The organism is Actinotignum sp. usb-actsch-rep-73, assembly GCF_059082735.1.
In genome coordinates this window covers 1-18,348 of the sequence record NZ_JBHNPV010000016.1, presented here as the reverse complement: position 1 = coordinate 18,348, position 18,348 = coordinate 1, and the positions used below count along the sequence as shown (strand labels likewise).

The 18,348-nt window shown below is 56.8% G+C and carries 15 protein-coding genes and 1 pseudogene; 13 read left to right on the top strand and 3 right to left on the bottom strand.

Annotation, left to right across the window (positions count from 1 at the left end):
* The first annotated feature begins 124 nt into the window (after positions 1 to 124).
* The 11 genes and pseudogenes from nrdI to AC5RE1_RS00880 all read left to right on the top strand — a co-directional run bounded on the left by nrdI (position 125) and on the right by AC5RE1_RS00880 (position 11,887).
* The gene (gene nrdI / locus AC5RE1_RS00930; protein ID WP_464812787.1) at positions 125 to 571 is read left to right on the top strand and encodes a class Ib ribonucleoside-diphosphate reductase assembly flavoprotein NrdI; all 447 of its coding nucleotides are present in this window, start codon (positions 125 to 127) and stop codon (positions 569 to 571) included.
* Entirely contained in the window at positions 568 to 2,721 is a 2,154-nt protein-coding gene (gene nrdE / locus AC5RE1_RS00925) for a class 1b ribonucleoside-diphosphate reductase subunit alpha (RefSeq protein ID WP_218840341.1), read from the top strand. Before nrdI ends, nrdE begins: the two co-directional genes overlap by 4 nt.
* A 42-nt stretch (positions 2,722 to 2,763) precedes the next feature.
* Positions 2,764 to 3,786 (top strand): class 1b ribonucleoside-diphosphate reductase subunit beta, encoded by a 1,023-nt coding sequence (gene nrdF / locus AC5RE1_RS00920; RefSeq protein WP_179369981.1) that lies wholly within the window; start codon positions 2,764 to 2,766, stop codon positions 3,784 to 3,786.
* A 192-nt stretch (positions 3,787 to 3,978) separates the two neighbouring features.
* Positions 3,979 to 4,185, top strand: coding sequence for a hypothetical protein (locus tag AC5RE1_RS00915; protein WP_480939358.1), 207 nt, complete (start codon positions 3,979 to 3,981; stop codon positions 4,183 to 4,185).
* A 102-nt stretch (positions 4,186 to 4,287) separates the two neighbouring features.
* The gene (locus AC5RE1_RS00910; protein WP_493938205.1) at positions 4,288 to 4,671 is read left to right on the top strand and encodes a primase alpha helix C-terminal domain-containing protein; all 384 of its coding nucleotides are present in this window, start codon (positions 4,288 to 4,290) and stop codon (positions 4,669 to 4,671) included.
* Between the two features lie 729 nt (positions 4,672 to 5,400).
* Positions 5,401 to 5,526: pseudogene (locus AC5RE1_RS00905) on the top strand (terminase TerL endonuclease subunit); the annotation flags it as partial.
* A gap of 107 nt (positions 5,527 to 5,633) precedes the next feature.
* Entirely contained in the window at positions 5,634 to 7,421 is a 1,788-nt protein-coding gene (locus tag AC5RE1_RS00900; protein WP_285100991.1) for an ABC transporter ATP-binding protein, read from the top strand.
* Entirely contained in the window at positions 7,418 to 9,166 is a 1,749-nt protein-coding gene (locus AC5RE1_RS00895; RefSeq protein WP_285100993.1) for an ABC transporter ATP-binding protein, read from the top strand. The genes AC5RE1_RS00900 and AC5RE1_RS00895 overlap by 4 nt, the downstream gene beginning before the upstream one ends.
* A gap of 36 nt (positions 9,167 to 9,202) precedes the next feature.
* Positions 9,203 to 9,799 carry an MptD family putative ECF transporter S component gene (locus AC5RE1_RS00890; protein WP_103632986.1) on the top strand — a complete coding sequence of 199 codons (597 nt, stop codon included), beginning with the start codon at positions 9,203 to 9,205 and terminating at the stop codon, positions 9,797 to 9,799.
* The gene (locus AC5RE1_RS00885) at positions 9,792 to 10,478 is read left to right on the top strand and encodes an energy-coupling factor transporter transmembrane component T family protein (protein ID WP_103632985.1); all 687 of its coding nucleotides are present in this window, start codon (positions 9,792 to 9,794) and stop codon (positions 10,476 to 10,478) included. The genes AC5RE1_RS00890 and AC5RE1_RS00885 overlap by 8 nt, the downstream gene beginning before the upstream one ends.
* On the top strand, positions 10,475 to 11,887 hold the full coding sequence (locus AC5RE1_RS00880) for an ABC transporter ATP-binding protein (protein WP_493938204.1): 1,413 nt from the start codon (positions 10,475 to 10,477) through the stop codon (positions 11,885 to 11,887). Before AC5RE1_RS00885 ends, AC5RE1_RS00880 begins: the two co-directional genes overlap by 4 nt.
* A gap of 509 nt (positions 11,888 to 12,396) precedes the next feature.
* Here the strand turns inward: AC5RE1_RS00880 and AC5RE1_RS00875 are convergent.
* A complete protein-coding gene (locus AC5RE1_RS00875) occupies positions 12,397 to 13,620 on the bottom strand; it encodes an MFS transporter (protein WP_006680337.1) in 1,224 nt (407 codons plus the stop codon).
* Positions 13,621 to 13,713: 93 nt separating this feature from the next.
* On the opposite strand from AC5RE1_RS00875, the gene AC5RE1_RS00870 reads away from it, so the two are divergent.
* Together AC5RE1_RS00870 and AC5RE1_RS00865 are read left to right on the top strand one after the other, a co-directional pair.
* Entirely contained in the window at positions 13,714 to 14,415 is a 702-nt protein-coding gene (locus AC5RE1_RS00870) for a TetR/AcrR family transcriptional regulator (protein WP_006680338.1), read from the top strand.
* 898 nt (positions 14,416 to 15,313) lie between these two features.
* Positions 15,314 to 17,059, top strand: coding sequence for a glycerol-3-phosphate dehydrogenase/oxidase (locus AC5RE1_RS00865; RefSeq protein WP_103632982.1), 1,746 nt, complete (start codon positions 15,314 to 15,316; stop codon positions 17,057 to 17,059).
* A 435-nt stretch (positions 17,060 to 17,494) separates the two neighbouring features.
* On the opposite strand, the gene AC5RE1_RS00860 is transcribed toward AC5RE1_RS00865, so the two are convergent.
* The gene (locus AC5RE1_RS00860) at positions 17,495 to 17,794 is read right to left on the bottom strand and encodes a hypothetical protein (RefSeq protein ID WP_040318328.1); all 300 of its coding nucleotides are present in this window, start codon (positions 17,792 to 17,794) and stop codon (positions 17,495 to 17,497) included.
* A gap of 195 nt (positions 17,795 to 17,989) precedes the next feature.
* Complete coding sequence (locus AC5RE1_RS00855; RefSeq protein WP_006680342.1) at positions 17,990 to 18,190, bottom strand: LPXTG cell wall anchor domain-containing protein; 201 nt, start codon at positions 18,188 to 18,190, stop codon at positions 17,990 to 17,992.
* Positions 18,191 to 18,348: the final 158 nt, after the last annotated feature.

The window sequence follows — 18,348 nt, the reverse complement described above, 5'->3', positions numbered from 1 at the left end:
CAAGACACTACATGTAGTGGCGGAATGATCATTTCGACCCAATATCTAGTGTTTCTTGTGGTGGCTTCATACAGAAAGGACATCCGTGCCCGGCACCTCCAACCGACTCGAACGCGATAGGCCCATCAAGGAACTGTCGCCCGAGGAATCCCCCGACCTCGTCTACTTCTCCTCCGTCTCGGAGAACACCCACCGCTTCATTCAACGTCTGGGCCGCCCCGCCGTGAGAATCCCCCTGCGCCCGGCGATCGAGGGCATGATCCGCGTGAGCAACCCCTACGTCCTCATCGTCCCCTCCTACGGAGGCGGCGACCCCCGAGGAGCCGTCCCGCGACAGGTCGCGGCATTCCTCAACGACCCCGCCAACCGCCGCCTCCTGCGCGGCGTCATCACTTCCGGGAACACGAACTTCGGCGAGCACTACGGCATCGCCGGCCCCACGATCTCCGCCAAATGCGCGGTGCCGGAGCTCTATCGGTTCGAACTGCTCGGAACCCGACGCGACGTCGAGAAAGTCGCGGAGGGACTCGACCGCTTCTGGGAACGACTCAACGAAGAAGGAACACGATGACCAGCACGATCAGCGCGCCGACGACCACCGGCGCCGGAAAGCGCGAGGACTACCACGCGCTCAACGCCGAACTCAACATCTTCGGCCCCGACTCCACCATCCAATTCGACAAGGACCGCGCGGCTGCCCGACAGTTCTTCCTCCAGAAGATCATCCCCGCGACCAAGCGCTTCGACTCCGTCCTCGACCGGCTCGACTGGCTCGTCGACAACGGCTACTACGAGGCCGACGTCCTCGCCCCCTATTCGCGGGACTTTCTCGTCGCCGCTCACGAACGCGCCGCCGCCCACCGCCACCGCTTCCGCACCTTCCTCGGCGCCTTCAAGTTCTTCACCTCCTACGCGCTCAAGACCTTCGACGGCGAGGAGTACCTCGAGGGCTACGAGGAGCGCGTTGTCATCACCGCCCTGCTCCTCGCACGAGGCGACGAGGACCTCGCCCTCGGGCTCATCGACGACATCGTCTCCGGACGATTCCAACCCGCCACCCCCACCTTCCTCAACGCCGGCAAGGCCGCTCGCGGCGAACTCGTCTCCTGCTTCCTGCTGCGCCTCGAGGACAACCTCGAATCCATCGGCCGCGGCATCAACTCCGCCCTCCAACTCTCCAAACGAGGTGGCGGCGTCGCCCTTCTGCTCACCAACCTGCGCGAAGCGGGCGCCCCCATCAAGCGCATCGAGAACCAGGCCTCCGGGATCGTCCCCGTCATGAAGATCCTCGAGGACTCCTTCTCCTACGCCAATCAGCTCGGAGCCCGTCAGGGAGCCGGAGCTGTCTACCTCAGCGCCCACCACCCCGACATCATGGCCTTCCTCGACACCAAGAGGGAGAACGCCGACGAGAAGGTACGGATCAAGACCCTCTCCCTGGGCGTCGTCATCCCCGACATCACCTTCGCTCTGGCGCGCGACAACAAGGACATGCACCTGTTCAGCCCCTACGACATCGAACGCGAATACGGCGCGCCCCTCTCCGACCTGTCCATCACCGACCACTACGACGAATGGGTCGCCAATCCGCGCATCCGCAAGCGCACGATCAACGCCAGGGACTTCTTCAAGACCCTCGCCGAACTCCAATTCGAATCCGGCTACCCGTACCTCGTGTTCGAGGACAGCGTCAACCGCGCCAATCCCGTGTCCGGGCGAATCAACATGTCGAACCTGTGCTCGGAGATCCTCCAATCCAACAGCCCCTCGACCTACGACGCGGCCGGCGGATACACGAGCGTGGGTAAGGACATCTCCTGCAACCTCGGTTCGCTCAACATCGCCAAGGCCATGGGAAGCGGGGACCTCGCCACCACCGTCGAACGAGCCGTGAGGGCGCTGACCTCCGTGTCCGACCGGACGAATATCGACGCCGTCCCCTCCGTCGCGGCGGGCAACGCCGCATCCCATTCCATCGGTTTGGGGCAGATGAACCTCCACGGCTACCTCGCGTCCCAACGCATCCACTACGGGAGCCCGGAGGGCATCGACTTCACGGACATCTACTTCCTCACCGTCGCCTACCACGCGATCAGAGCCTCGAACCTCATCGCGAAAGAGCGCGGGCGGCGTTTCGAGGGATTCGAGGAGTCCGACTACGCGAGCGGCGCCTACTTCGACAAGTACCTCGAACGCGAATGGAAACCCGCCACCGAACGCGTCGCCCGCCTCTTCGACGAAGCCGGGGTCGCGATCCCCACAAGGGCGGATTGGGCCGAACTCAAGGAGTCCGTCGCCGAGCACGGCATCTACAACGCCTACCTCCAAGCCGTGCCGCCCACGGGATCCATCAGCTACATCAACGACTCCACCGCATCCATCCACCCGATCGCGGCGCCCATCGAGATCCGCAAGGAGGGAAGACTCGGGCGCGTCTACTACCCGGCCCCCCACATGACCCAGGACAACCTCGAGTTCTTCCGGGACGCCTACGAGATCGGCCCGGACAAGATCATCGACACCTACGCCGCGGCCACGCGGCACGTCGATCAGGGACTCTCCCTCACCCTCTTCTTCCGAGACACGGCCACGACCCGCGATATCAACCGGGCGCAGATCCGCGCCTGGCGAGCGGGGATCAAGAGCCTCTACTACATCCGCCTTCGTCAGAAGGCCCTCGAGGGCACCGAGGTCGAGACCTGCGTGTCCTGCTCCCTGTGAGCCCCGCCCACCCGATCCGCTGACCCGAAACAGGAGACGACAATGACGACCAATACCGCTGCGCCCCTCACCGACATCTCGGTGACCCCTCCCCACTACAGGCTCGACCCGAATGCGCGCCTGCGCCCCATCAACTGGAATCGGGTGTCCGACGACAAGGACCTCGAGGTCTGGAACCGCCTCACCGCGAACTTCTGGCTGCCCGAGAAGGTCCCCCTGTCCAACGACCTGCGCTCGTGGAAGAGGATGAGCGAGCAGGAGCGCACCCTCACCATGCGAGTCTTCACCGGACTCACCATGCTCGACACGGTCCAGGCGACGGTCGGCGAGGTGTCCCAGATCCAGGACGCCCGCACCGAGCACGAGGAGGCCGTCTACACGAACATCGCATTCATGCAATCCGTCCACGCCCGCTCCTACTCGTCGATCTTCTCGACTCTGTCCGACACCGCGCAGATCGACGAGGCCTACAGGTGGGCGGTGAACAACGACCTGCTCCAACAGCGCGCGAAGACCGTCCTGCAGCACTACTACGGGGACGACCCGCTCAAACGGAAGGCCTCCTCGACCCTCCTGTCCTCTCTGCTGCTGTACGCGGGCTTCTACCTTCCGCTGCACTTCTCGGTTCACGCGACCCTGACGAACACAGCGGACATGATCCGGCTCATCCTGCGCGACAAGGCGGTTCACGGCTACTACTCGGGATACAAGTACCAGCGCGGCCTGGAAACCCACCCGGCCGCCGAGCGCGAGGAGATGGACGAATTCGTCCATGCGCTGCTCTCCGAGCTGTACAAGCTGGAGTTGCAGTACTCGGGGGAGCTGTACGAGCCCTTCGGCTTGATGGACGACGTCGCGGTGTTCGTGCGCTACAACGCCAACAAGGCCCTGATGAACCTCGGATACCCGGCGTACTTCCCGCCCGAGGAGACCGAGGTCAATCCGGAGATCCTCGCGGCCCTGGCCCCCGGGGCCGATGAGAACCACGACTTCTTCTCCGGATCGGGCTCCTCTTACGTCATCGGCAAGGCCGAGGACACCAGCGACGAGGATTGGGAGTTCTGATCCGCCAGGCGGGCGGGTCCCGATGGGGCCCGCCCGCCTTCCTCCCTTCATCGCTCCTGAGAGCGATCAGATCCACCCCCACGAGCGCACCACCTACACCCCACGCGACACATCCAGGCGCTTCTCGTCGACGAGGGCGATCGCCTCCGGTCCGGACATGGCGACGCCGACGACCTCGATATCGGTCTGCCGATGAGCTTGGATGCGGTCGGTACGGCTCTTGACCTTGAGGTTCAGAAGAACACGGCGGGTAAGCGGCTGATCAAACAGTTCTGCACCCCGGCCACGCCCTCCGTGCTCAACGGTGGCGGCACCAGGAACCTGCCGGGCAGCGACCCCCGGATGGATGGCAGGCGTTCAGAACAACAACCACTACCCGAACCCACATCAGGTCATTGACGCGGCCTCACTATCGGGGGTCGCGGGTTTGATCACGTTGCTGCCATGTACGTGAATGGCCGCCGCTCAACTGCAGCCTTCATAGCGTCGGACTGCGTGGCCATGGGCATCAACAACGACCACACCGAAACCCACACCGAGCGGATCACACCAGAGCGCTTTGGTTTCTTTGATCGCAATGCTCTGGATGCCGGTCGCTTCATCTACGGCACGTTGAACGCTGTGGTGACGGCGCATGAAGGCGATCAGCTCCTCGATGCATGGCTGGACGCGGCTGACGAGATCGACGTGTTCGCTGCCTTCGATCAGAGCACTCTCGTGATCGGTGAAGGGTCACGCAATGCCACGCTCTCTCGCTTCGCCGGGCGGGTCCTCATCCGCTACGAGCAGACCAACCAGGCGCGTGACTTGTTCGACCACAAAGCGAATCTATGCGAACCACCGCTCAGTGACAGCGAGCTGACGACGATTTGGAACTCGGCGTGAGGTTGCCTCCCCAAAAGCCTAACCACAAGCCCGTCAGGGAATTGGGGTGAAAACCTCACCCGTCTGACATACCTCGCACACCGCTACCTACATCTGGACCGGTGGGAGGTCGCGCTCATGCCCCTGGGCGTGCTGCTCGACCTGGTCGAATGCCACTGGCAACACACCCAACCCGGCCGCAACAGCGCTGAGCCCAGCATCGACGACATCATCCCCGTCGAGATCTGAGTTCGCTTATCGGTCGAAGGGAGGGACATGCCTATTGCGGAGCCTGGGCGGCGTGCTATCTAGAGTTCTCGCTGGCAGAGTTTCTCGCCGGGGCAAGGCCGGGCAAAGTCGTCATCTTGGCATCGGTTAAACTGGGCATAATTGTTCAGCCCGTCTCGGAGCCTTGCTTCTGGGAGCGGGCTGGATCTTTGGGTATTAACCCGATCTTTACTCATCGACCGGCGTCGACGCCAAGGCGCTGCCTATAGTTGCCGGTGGCAGGGAGCTGATTCGGCTAACCTCGTTATGGGACGCCAGATAGCGCTCCCATTCCGAGGCCCGTGTTCATGCACGGGCTTTCGCGTAGACGCAGTGCCGGAATAGACGTAACCCCGGCGATGCAACCGAGGCTGGTGATCGTTCCGGGGTCTTCGTTAACGAACGATAGCAGCGGAGGTTACTCAGTGACCAGTGACTCCCACCTCGAGTGGAACCCTCAGGTCATGCTGGACCTCCTGTCACGAGGGGCGGGTGTGTTACAGCGGGCACCCAGTCCTATCGTGGATGGTTGACAATATTCACGCGCGTACCGACCCGGCCGGCAACATCAAACCCGACAAACAAAAGAGCACCGAGAAGATCGACGGTGAGCATGGCCCTGCAAGGATGATGTTGTAGCGGTTGACGCACACAGTTAGGTACACCTCCCAGAAATAAAGTAAGTTTAGCCTTATCTAATTAAGGATGGTGTTTGCGTGAACGATAGTGTAACGGATCAGGTTGTTGACGGTGAGTATGGGTCCGCGAAGGAAAAATCTGTCGCTGGCCAGAACGCAATCCGTCAGCTATCGCAGCCGGTGAAAGGCAAGCTGTTCGTCGCGCAGGTTTTGGCTTTTCTCTCTGGTGTGTTGGCTATTGCCCCGTATGTGGCTCTGGTGGAGCTTGGCAGAGAACTTATGCAAGACCAGATGGACCCGGCGCGGGTGAACTGGATTGTCATGCTTCTCGTCAGCGCATACATGACCCGGTTGACCTTATATTTTGTTGCATTGGGCGTGACGCATTTTATTGACCTGTCGTTGCGTAATCAGATGCGTCGGCAAATTGCCGCCCGAATGTCGACTGCTCCGCTGTCGTGGTTTACCCGCGAGGGTGAGGGGAAGATCCGCAAGACCATTCAGGATGATACGTCCACGGTGCACACAGTGATCGCGCACGGGCCGATCGAGAAACTGAACGCGATCGTATCCCCGCTCGCCTTGTTGATATATGCGTTTGTGGTGGATTGGCGACTCGCGTTGCTGTCGATTGCGACGATCCCGCTCTATGTGGGCATGTATGGCATGTCGATGCGTGGGATGAATGAGAAGACCGCCCAAATGGACACCAAGCTCGCTCAGGTTTCGGCAACGATGGCCGAGTTCGTTGCCGGTATCTCAGTGGTGAAAGCGTTCGGCAAGGTTGGCCAAGCACATAAAGCCTATTTAGATGCAGCTAACGAGTTTTCTAAGTTCTACCGGGCGTGGTGTATGCCGCTGGTGTCGATGTCGGTCGCCTCATTTTCGTGGGTGTCGATCCCGGTGTTGTTGATCGTGAACCTTGGCGGTGGCGCGTTGATGATGAACGCCGGTTGGGTGAGCATCTACGAGGTGATAACGACGACGTTGATTGCCTTGGTGTTGCCGGGAGCGTTGATGACGGTGGCAACGATCGCCTGGTCGTACCAGCTCGCAGGGTCTGCGGCAGTGAGGCTGGTGAACGTCATGGAGCTACCGGCGTTGAGTCAGCCCGATGCGCCACAGACACCACACGGTCATGATATTGAGATTCGGGGTGTGTCGTATGCCTATGACGACACCCAGGCATTAGACGAGGTGAGCCTGAGCGTTCCGGCAGGCACGGTGACCGCGCTGGTTGGTCCGTCGGGTGCGGGGAAGTCGACGTTGGCGAGTTTGATGGCCCGCTTCGATGACCCGGACGCTGGCATGATCACCATCGGCGGGGTTGATCTAAAGAGCATTTCCCAGGATGTGTTGTATTCGACGGTCGCATTTGTCCTGCAAGATGCACAGCTTATTCGCGACACCATCCACAACAACATTGCCCTGGGCGCGCCAGACGCAACCTTGGATCAGGTGCGGCAGGCGGCGCGGGCAGCGCAGATCGATGAGTTCATCATGAGCCTGCCAGATGGTTACGACACCGTGTTGGGGGAGGACACCCACGTTTCGGGCGGGCAGGCAGCCCGTATCGCGATCGCCCGGGCGCTCATGGTTGATGCCCCAGTGTTGGTGCTGGACGAGGCGACGGCGATGGCGGACCCGGAATCGGAATCGAAAATCCAACAAGCTCTCTCGACTCTTGCCAAAGGCAGAACCGTGATTGTGATCGCCCACCGACTGGCCTCGATCAGAGGGGCAGACCAAATCGTCGTCATGGAACGCGGGCGCATTGCTGTGGTCGGTAAACACGACGAGCTGTTGGGTAATGCGCACTATCAGGCACTTCTTGCCCAAGGTGCATGCGAGGAGATGACACGATGAATCAACTATTGCTGCCACGCTTTAAGCGTTTGATGGAACCCGCCTCGTGGCGAGACCTCTCGGTCGGTCAAGCGTGGGGTGCGGTCTCAGGACTGTGTCACGGCTTTGCCCTGCTGACTTTGCTTCCCGCAGCAAGTGCCCTAGCGACCGGAATGCCGGTGTGGGGGTTATCGTTTTGGGGCTGGCTCATCGCCTTGGCGGTGATCTCGGTAGCGGGTGTAGGCACCGAGTTTTATGGCATGCGCACCGGCTATATCGGCGCGCTCGGATTCATTCACGACGTCCACCAAGCGGTGGGTAACAAGGTAGCCCGCCTACCACTGGGCATGTTCGATTCGGGTAGCTCTGGCCGACTGTCGCGCATGGTCACCCAGGAAATGATGAACCTGGGCGAGTCAGCGGCACATTTCATTTTCTCCCTCGTCCAAAAACTCTCAGCCGTGCTCGTAGTCACTGTGGGAACCTGGTTCTGGGATTGGCGGCTGGGTCTAACCTTGACGATCGCCTTCCCGATCATGCTCGCCTTCCTTCATAGCTCCCGTGTCCTACTCAATAAAGGTAAGCAGATTTCCGAACCAGCCGAATCAGAGTTGGCGGCTCGCATGGTCGAATTCGCCACCTGCCAAGGCGCGTTACGTTCCTGCCACGTCGCCGACGACTACCCAGCCCTTGATCAGGCATTCAAACAGGCTGACCGTAAGGGCCGCACCGCGTTATGGATTGAAACATTAGCGAACCTGATTAATGGGATGTTCGTCCAAGCGCTTGTCGTAGTAATGATTTGGCTGACCGCCCAACTCGCCCTCGGCGGGCAGATGAATGCGTTGAACGCTGTGGTCACCATCGGCATGTGCCTGCGGTTCACCACCATGCTCCAAGACATCGGTGGCTGCATGACCGGGCTGGAAGAACGCCGCCAGCAGATGAATCACGTCGACAAGGTCATGGACGCTCCCGAACTGTCCGAACCCGATGTCTCCACACCGGTGAGCGCTCCTGGCGATGTTCGTTTCGAGGACGTCACCTTCGGCTACGATCCGGACACTCCGGTGCTGCACGATATTTCCTTCCATGTCCCGCAAGGCGGCATGTGTGCCCTGGTTGGCCCTTCCGGCTGCGGAAAAACCACAATCGCGAGGTTGGTTGCACGTTTCTGGGATGTGCAGTCCGGCAGCGTGCGCGTTGGCGGAGTGGACGTGCGCGAGCAGACCACCGAAGATTTGATGCGCCAGATATCCCTGGTCTTCCAAGACGTCTACCTATTCAATGACACGCTCGAGGCTAACATTCGCCTTGGCAACCCCGAAGCCACCGATGAAGAAATCAGGTGGGCCGCTGACCTGTCGGGCGTGACCGAAATCGTCAACCGGCTCCCAGACAGCTGGAATTCACTGGCTGGGGCTGGCGGGCGCGCACTGTCAGGTGGGGAACGGCAACGCGTCTCTATCGCCCGCGCCTTGGTGAAGAAAGCCCCAATTGTGCTGTTCGACGAGGCCACCAGCGCGCTGGATGCAGAAAACGAAGCCAACATTGTTGCGGCGATGAACGAGCTACGCAAGCACTCCACACTGATCGTGATCGCCCACAAACTTGAAACCATTCGCCAAGCCGACCAAATCATTGTGCTCTCCCATGGTGGGCGTATCGCCCAGCGCGGGTGCCACGACGAGCTGGTCAACCAGCCGGGTCAATACCGCGATTTCTGGCAAGAGCGCATCAACGCCGCCGGATGGCAACTCGTCTAAAACACAGCACTGTTCACAATCGTGAAAGGAATAACTATGTCCACACCCACGTCCTCGCGCCTCAACACGCGCGACTTCATTAACATCGGCGTCTTCACCGCTTTGATGTTCGTCATCGTGTTCGCGTTCGGAATGCTCGGGTTCATCCCCGCCGCCATGTATGCCGGTTTCTTGCTTTCTATCCTCGTTAACGGCATCATCTTTGCGCTGTTCACAGCACGCACCCCAAAGATGGGGGCATTGACAATCATGCTGATCCTCGTCGAAATCCTCTTTTTCGTGACCGGCCACTGGGTGGGAGGAATCGCGGTGGCCGCTGTGTTCGGCCTGCTCGCCGACCTAGTCATCACCAAGGGGCCGAAGAACGTGAAGGTTCGCGTCCCGCTGGCATACGCACTGTTTATTCTGCCGATCTATGTTTCCCCGTGGATGCCGCTGTTTATGAACCAAAAAGCATATATGTCGCAGATCGCCGAACAAATGGGCGCAGAGTACGCCGCCAAGATGGCGCAGGTTGTCACGATTCCGATTCTACTGGGCTTCTTCGTCGTGATGCTCATCGTTGGCTGGCTTGCTGGTCTGTTGGGAACCAGGGTCGCGCGCAAACACTTTGAACGGGCCGGTCTTGTCTAAACTTCCCGACCCGCGCACGATTATCGTAGCGCTCGTCATCGTTTCCACCACGATCTACAGTGCCTACTCGCCGTGGTTTGTGTGTGCTCTGGGCGGATTCGCCGCCGTGATGCTGGCGAGCGCTGCGATCAACCCCAACACGCTCGTGCGCCCGAGCTGGGTGGCCGTCTACCTGGCCACGTTTGCGGTCCCCGGCGGGCTCATCTTCGCGATACCACTGGTGTGGAAGTCAACGGTCAGCGCGTTCCTCGTGCTGTTTTTGCAGTGGATGTGGCGATTCAGTGTCAGCGCAGGAATGGGAGCCTACGCGATCGGCGTGATCCGACCCGCAACCTTGCAAAAAGCGCTCGCCAGCTCACGGATCCCGACCTGTTTCACGATCCCAATCTCGGTTGCCTTACGTGTGCTGCCCGTGATCGGCCACGAGGTTAAAGCGATCTCAGATGCGATGAAGCTACGCGGCATGTCCACGCTTTCCCTGCGCGCGGCCCAGTACTTCACAATCCCGCTGCTATCGACCGTGGTACGCAGCGGGGACGAACTGGCATCTGCTGCCCTCGTGCGCGGACTGGGCGGAACCGCAAAGCCCACCTCAGTCACAGTCGTGAAATTCCGTGTGATCGACGCAGGCATTCTGCTCATCGTTATCGGCTTCGCGATATGGAGAATCGTCCTATGACAACAGCCCAAGCCACCGGCGTCACCTTCACCTATCGAGGAGCAGACCACCCCTCAATCAATGACGCCAACCTCACTATTTCGCCGGGAACTGTCACCTTGCTGTGTGGCGCGTCAGGGTCTGGGAAAACTACCGCGCTACGGCTGTTTAACGGGCTGATCCCGCACTTCCACGACGGCGACCTTACCGGAAGCGTCACAGTCGACAACATTGACGTGGCACGAGCCGACCTGCCACGCCTTGCCCACCACTGTTCGACAGTGTTTCAAAACCCGCGCACCCAGTTCTACACCACTCACGTGCGTCAAGAACTCGCCTTCGGCCCAGAAAACCTCGGCCGCGATCCGCAGGAGATTTGTGCGCGCATTGACGAGGTTGCAGCCGAGTTAGGTATCGCCGACCTGCTGGAATCCCGCGTCACACAACTGTCGGGTGGGCAGATGCAACGCGTGGCCTGCGCCGTCGCCATGTGCAACAACACGTCGCTGATCGTCTTTGACGAGCCGACCGCGAACTTGTCCGCTGACGTTATCGACCAACTCGCCACACTCATCGCCAGGCTCAAAGCCGATGGACACACCATCATCATTGCTGAACACCGGCTAAGTTTCCTTTCCGGGATCGTCGACCGCGTCTATTGCTTCGACAAAGGTAACATCGCCCTCACCGCAACCGGCGAAGAGTTCTACGCTACCTCGGATGAGGAGCGCAAACACCTTGGACTGCGATCCCTAGTGACTGTGTCTATGCCACAACTTCCGCAACCGGCAGGAGATGGGCTGGAGATCAGCAATCTCACCTTCGCCTACCGGCACGGGAAAACGGTTCTCAACATCGACCATGTGCTCTTTCCGGCAGGGAAAATCAGCGCACTGTTGGGCCCGTGCGGGTCGGGCAAATCAACACTGGCACGGATCCTCTGCGGACTTGAAAAGGCCAAAGGTGCATCCATCACACTCAATGGACAGAAATTCGCCAGCCGGGACACATACCTTGTCATGCAAGACCCCACCCGGCAGCTGTTCTCAGACACCGTCATTGACGAAGTCACGCTCGGGATAACGAGAGCCGAAAAACAACACATCGACGCCCAGGCGATCCTTGAAGAACTCGATCTTGCGGAGCACAAGTCCGATCATCCGCAAGCGCTGTCTGGCGGGCAGCGCCAACGCCTGGTCATCGCCACAGCACTTGCAGCGAACAAAAATGTCTACATCTTTGACGAGCCGACCTCGGGTGTTGGCTACAAGCACCTCGTCGCAATCTCTCAAGTGATGCGCAAACTCGCCGATACCGGTGCCGTCGTCATCGTCATCACCCACGACGCCGAACTCGTCACCGAAGCCGCCGACCACGCTATCCACCTCGACCAAATCAACACCTGCTCAGACATGTGCCTACAAGAGTGAACGAGGGATTCACGAGCCGGGTTTCTACAAGGAACTCATCGTGAACGAACACCACCACGATCACGGGCCGAGTGCGCAAGAAGCCGCCACAGATTCACATCTGCGAAAAAGCTCGCCATCGCATTCGGACTCGTGTTTAGCATCGTCCTGGCGCAAGCTATCGGCGCGTTTATGACAGGAAGCTTGGCACCCTCCTCGTCGACGTTGTTCACTCGTTCGCCGACTCTCTTTCCCACTGCGGCTTCTTTTTGTCACGATCGCGTAAGCGCTCAACAAAGTTTTCTGTCTTGCCTATATAGCACCAGGTGTTCTCAATAGCTTCAGGGTCATTACCAAGAAGAATATACACACCATTACAAGCGATTGAGCTGAATGCCCCCGTGTTTACATGGGTTTTTGAGACGTTTGAGTTTGTTTGAATCTCGCAGCGACTAGACATCATAGTTCTGCTGAAGTCAACACCGCTTTAGCAGGGATTTTTATGGTTTTTGCTTCTAATCATAAAGAGATTATTCGCGGAACTCGGGATGATAAAAACTCAGCAAAACTGCCGCAGCTATCAGAACTGTGCAACATGTCATTGGTAGCCACGGAGAGAGTCCGTAAAGTGCGGTGGAGGCTATCGGTGCCACTACATAGGCTGCACCATTGTTAGCATTAATCAACCCGGCCAGCCCACCTTGCTCTTCGGGCTTCATTTGCAAAGTAGGCGCCGTGTTGTAGCCAGGCATCGCCAGACCTAGACCAAAGCCTGTCAAGATGCTGGCCACGATGAACAGTCCAAGATTTAGTGGATAAACCAAGAGCAGTAACCCGAGAAGAACGATTATTAATCCTCTTCTAAAGAGTTTTTTAGCACCCCAGTTTAACCTTGGAGCCACCAAGGCCTGCGCCAGTATCATCACCACACCCATTATTGACATGCACAAAGCGGTGAACCCTGCTGTGGCGCCGGCCGCTAGCTTCAAAACATCCTGCAGCAAAAAGCCGAAAAGTGTAGCCACGGTAGAAAAAGCGGTAAACATGAGGAAACCGCAAGCCAGGAACACGAATACTCTTGAATCAAAGTAGGAAACTTTTGCCGGTTGAGCGACTTTTTCTTCGCCACCTGTGGGTTTGAATGTTAGAAGCAAAACGGCAACGCCTAAAAGCATGACCAGAGGCATCACCAGCAGGGGCATCATGAAGCCTCCTATAGCTGCAAGGCTGCCACCCACTAAGGCTCCAAGAATAGACGAGAATCCTTGCGCAGCGCCCAAGACTCCCACACCTTTTACCCGTTGCGTCTCACTGTAGGTATGAGTCACAACGTAGGTTTGCGCGGCTGGGGAAACTGATGCGATGGCACCGCCGTACAGCACGCCCCTAGTTATGACTACTCCTATAATCAACGCTATGCCGGTGAGCAGACCCTTAAATCCTAGCCACACCACCATAGCGAATCCGCCTAGAGCCAGGATTCCGGCAAGCATGCCAATAAGCAAGATACGCCGAGATCCCCATCGCAATGAGACCCGTCCCCACCTGGTGGAGGTAAGAGAAAACATTACGGCTGCTAACGAAATGGTGGCGCCAATATGCCATTCCTTCAACCCGATTTCGCGCGATAGCGGAGCCAGAATTGGATTAAGAATCATCTGCCCCATATACGCCAGTAACACCGTCAAAAACAGGGGAAACAGTCCCGTTATTTTTGATTCGACTTTCTCGTTTTGTTCGTTAGTGGCGCACATTAAAACATCCTTTCCAAAGTGAGCAGACAATCAAGCCGAAACAATACTAGAACAATGTTCTAGTATTGTCGAGGTTGAGGGTATGCTGTTTTCGTGGGAAATAAAGACAAGCGGGTAAACACGGGTAGACGCGCCTGGCTGACGCAGGAAAAGATCACGTACACCGCAATGGAACTGACCCGAGAGTGCGGTCTAGAAAAATGGTCGATTCGTGACCTTGCGCAGCGTCTGGGAGTAGTTCCCTCTGTCATCTACCACCATTACCAAAACCGTGACGCCATTACCGCTTCTGTAATCGGCGAAATCACTAGCACCATCGAGCTACCGGACGAGCAGCTGGAATGGAAAGATTGGTTCATCTCCCTAGCAGAAAATGTCAGGCCCGTCTTTCTTGAATTCCCCGGAGTCACCGACAAACTGATGTATGGACATATGGACGCCGCGTTTATACCAATCTTGGAGGCGGCTTACGAAAAACTACGGGACGCTGGTTTTAACAAGTACATTCACATCACATACTCAATTATCATCAACACGACGCTGTGGAGCATCACTGCTCGCAACTTGCGCAGCCCAACCAAACAGGAACAGCGCCACGACCTAGGCCAAATGATTACCCAACTTCAGCCCCTAGCTGCCTGCTCCACAACGCTGACCGACATAATCCAGGGCTACTTAATTCCGCTAGCCAACCCGAAAAACGAAGACCGCATGAGTCAGGAATACTTTGAAATCATCATAGAAGTCGTACTCGCCGGTTTAGAGATAGCGATCTTGCCTCGCGAAAACGCCTAGCGAACCCGAGAACAAGAGAAATCATCAATACGCATAAAATATTTCCCAAAATCGCAAGTCATCCAGCTAAGAACAGAGCCTTTCAGCCTCTCCCTCTATTTCCTGCGATTTTCCAATAAACACAAGAAAATCCACCGCATCCAGAGCTTTCCAAACAACTGGTACGACTACATCAAATACGTCACCACCAATGAACTAGCTATCGCTCTTCACAGCACGCAGGCTTCTCCCAGGAATCCGCAGCCTATACCGAAGCCTAAGCCCAGCCTATTGCGTATGGACGAAGAGGAAACATCATGGCAACTGAAGGATTTAAATCCGGCAGACTAACCCTCGACGTCGATGGTCTCTAGGTCGAGGCAGCAGCCACACTCACCAGGGCAACACTGGATGTCAACGAAGTACTGATGCCCGCTTCGGAAGATGTCAGGACTGTGGTAGCTACCGGATTCCGTGCCGCTAGATGTTTTCTCACACAGTCCACCCTCGCAGAACGGCGTTTAATAAAGGCCGCACAGCGAGGTTACATTGCCCTTAAGTAGAATTGATACTTCCTTTTGGCCGCATCTGTGATTGGCCAACGAAAGCTTGTCGGGGGTTCGATTAATAACCGCCACCCCCATTTTATGTTTCCTTCCGCGCATTAGGGCCTGTTTTGATTGCCCCTTTACTGTTTTAGGGCTTTTAGCGGACCTGGGGAGTTTTCAAAGGACACAATTCTTTCTACTTATTTTAAGTCCGGGTTATTTTTCACGGGTAAATACGTGATTTTATGCCCTAAGGCGAGAGGCCGGTGAAAAAATGTTCAAGCGTGATGACCATTAGTGCTCACTTAGGTTAGTCTAACCTTAGGGGCTGATTGGGTTGCCCTAAATCAACTAATACGACTGGAGCTACGATGTTCACAACGCAGTTATCGCCAAGCAAGCGCGAAGAGGCGCTACGCAACATGGAGGAAAAGCCGCTTGATGTTTTAGTGATTGGCGGAGGTGTTACGGGAGCGGGGATCGCACTGGATGCTGCAAGCCGTGGTTTACGAGTCGGTATAGTCGAGGCGCAAGACTGGGCCTCCGGCACTTCGTCGCGATCTTCAAAGCTGGTGCACGGTGGTCTGCGATACCTTTATCAACTTAATTTTGCCTTGGTTGCTGAGTCTTTGAGGGAACGTGGCTTATTACTTACCCACACGGCTCCACATTTGGTGAAAGCACAGCCTTTTTTGTGGCCCATAAAAATGCGCGTAATAGAGCGGGCTTATTCGGCTGTTGGGGTGGGAATGTATGACGCCATCGCACAGTTTGCACATAGGGGTTCAGTGCCCATTCAAAAGCACTACTCGAAGAAAGGGTCATTGGAGCTTGCGCCCGCGTTGAAAAAAGACGCACTTATTGGCTCTTTGGTTTACTACGATGCCAGGGTGGATGACGCCCGTCTGGTGGTGAATCTGGTTCGCACGGCCGCTCAGTTTGGCGCTTTGGCTGCGAATCGTACCCAGGTTGTTGAAATGCTCAAGGATGGAAACAAGGTGGTTGGCGCCAAACTTCGTGATATGGAAACAGGCGCTGAACATGTGGTTAAGGCAAAATCCATCATTAACGCAACGGGAGTTTGGACTGAGAAAACACAGTCTCTTTCCGGTTCTACGGGTGGCTTGAAAGTTTTGGCCTCCAAGGGCATTCATATTGTTGTGCCGAAGGAAAAGATTGATTCCAAAGTTGGTTTATTCTTGCGCACAGAGAAGTCTGTGTTGTTTATAATCCCGTGGAAGCGTTATTGGGTTATAGGAACTACTGATACCAAATACCATGAAAACAGGTTGGAACCGGTACCTGATTCTGAGGATATTGATTATCTGCTTGAACATGCGAACTCGGTGCTGGCTAACCCGCTAACACGTGATGACATCATTGGGGCTTTCGCTGGGCTACGGCCTTTGTTGCAGCCAGGAACTTTGGACGGAGATAAGGCTAAGTCAACCAAGGTTTCCAGGGAGCACACAGTTACCGAAGCTGCTCCGGGGCTCACTGTTATAGCAGGTGGGAAGCTTACGAGTTACAGGCAGATGGCTGAAGATGCTGTTGATTTTGCCTTGGGTAAGGAGCTGGCTAAGCAAATGCCGTGCGTTACCAGAAGCACTCCGCTTTCTGGAGCTGTTGACTATGAAGCTATGTGGGAACAGCGTGAGGCGCTGGCAAAGAAAAACGGTTTGAGCGTGGATCACGTAGAAGATCTGTTAAACAGGTACGGAAGTGATATCAAGCTGATTTTCAAAATGATTGAGAAGGATCCTTCTTTAGGGAAGGAGCTTAAGGGCGCTGAAGAGTATCTGCGTGCAGAAATAGCGTTTGGTGTTTTGCATGAGGGCGCTTTGCATGTGGAAGACTTACTGGCGCGCCGCACCAGACTCTCTTACGAGCATCGGGATCGCGGATTGGCTGTTATTGACGAGGTTGCGACAATAGCTGCGGATATTCTTGGCTGGGACGAGGCGGCCAAGGCGCATGAGATAGAAAACTACAAGGCGCGGTGTGATGCCGAAGAAAAGGCAGAGGCTATAGTTAGCGAAGCCGAAGCGCAAAAGGTACGTGAGCAGGCGGCGCCTATAACCGAATTTGTTGACGTGTCTCCGCAAATTGACGGTTAAATCCGTGGGGATTTTTCCCTTTTAAATCGCTGACTCTAAGGCCTTGGAGGCGTGTACTCCAAGGCCTTAGACGCGCTTCGGATGCCACTAGACCCGCTCTGGCAACAGAGCAAAATTCAGTTTTAGGCGCTTGCTGTAAAAGCACTTTCGATAATGCGATATTCGGGCTAATGCCCGAGAAATAAGACAATATCATTCTAAGTTTACTGACCTAGAACCACCCCCACGACCGCACCAAGTACACCCCACGCGACACATCCAGGCTCAAACACCCAAAACCGTCGCACTAAGTGCAGCCGGTAACGTGATGAGCTTGGATCGCAGATAACGGCTGGGTTCACGCAGACGATTGGGAACATCTTGGCTGACCACCCGACTGCAGATCGAAACGCCCGACCCGATGAATGTTTGGAAGGCTCGGCTTTGAGACGCTGATCAGGCCCGCACGTCTAACCGAGCGACGGGCTCGACGTTGAGGCGCGGTTTGATAGTGACGCGCGGGAACTCCGGAGCAACGCCCATGCCGCCAACGTCTAAGACCCTGTCGGGACCGTAATGGTCAACAAAGCACCACGCGCCAATGAGGGACCGGCGTTGGAGTAGCGTGCGTGCGACAGTCATTGCGCACAAGCCTCCAAGAGGGACTGCGCGCAAGGTCAGAATCTCTACCTTCGCTCCGTCAACGCAGTGCGGGGCTAGGGGCGATGCATCCACCTCAGGTGGTTTGAGTTCCACGTTGGGTATCGCGCTTCCCCTTTTTTCAGTATTCGCCTTTTGGCTGTGTGGTTGGTGTTTTTGTCTTTCAGCCTAGGCGTAAACAGTGCTGATCATGGGGGACGAGGCTCATGTGCGGGTATACATAATGACGCGCCACCGAACCGGTGAGATTCGACGGCGCACCATTGTGTGATCAGGACTAGGTCCTTGTAATCAAATGGGTCGCATGAGGTTCTTCTTGCGACGTGTCACCAGAAGAGCTCCATCTGCTGTCATCAGGCCACCGAGGGCCAGCAGTGTCAGGATTCCGGAAGCACCGGCCTTCGACAACTTCGTCTTCGGTGAAGCCGGAGGGGTCGGAGGAACAATCGGCTGGTGAGTATAGGAACGGAGCCAAGAATAAGATTTTGTCATATTCTTGGCTCCGTTCCTTTTCAACTAGCTAGGAAGTTACTCCTTTGAGCGCTTTCGAGTAGATAGTCCAATAACTCCTACTGCGAACATAGCGGCTCCAATCCCGAGAAGATTGCTGCTAGATAGGCCTGTTAACGCAAGCGAACGTTCCTTGGCCT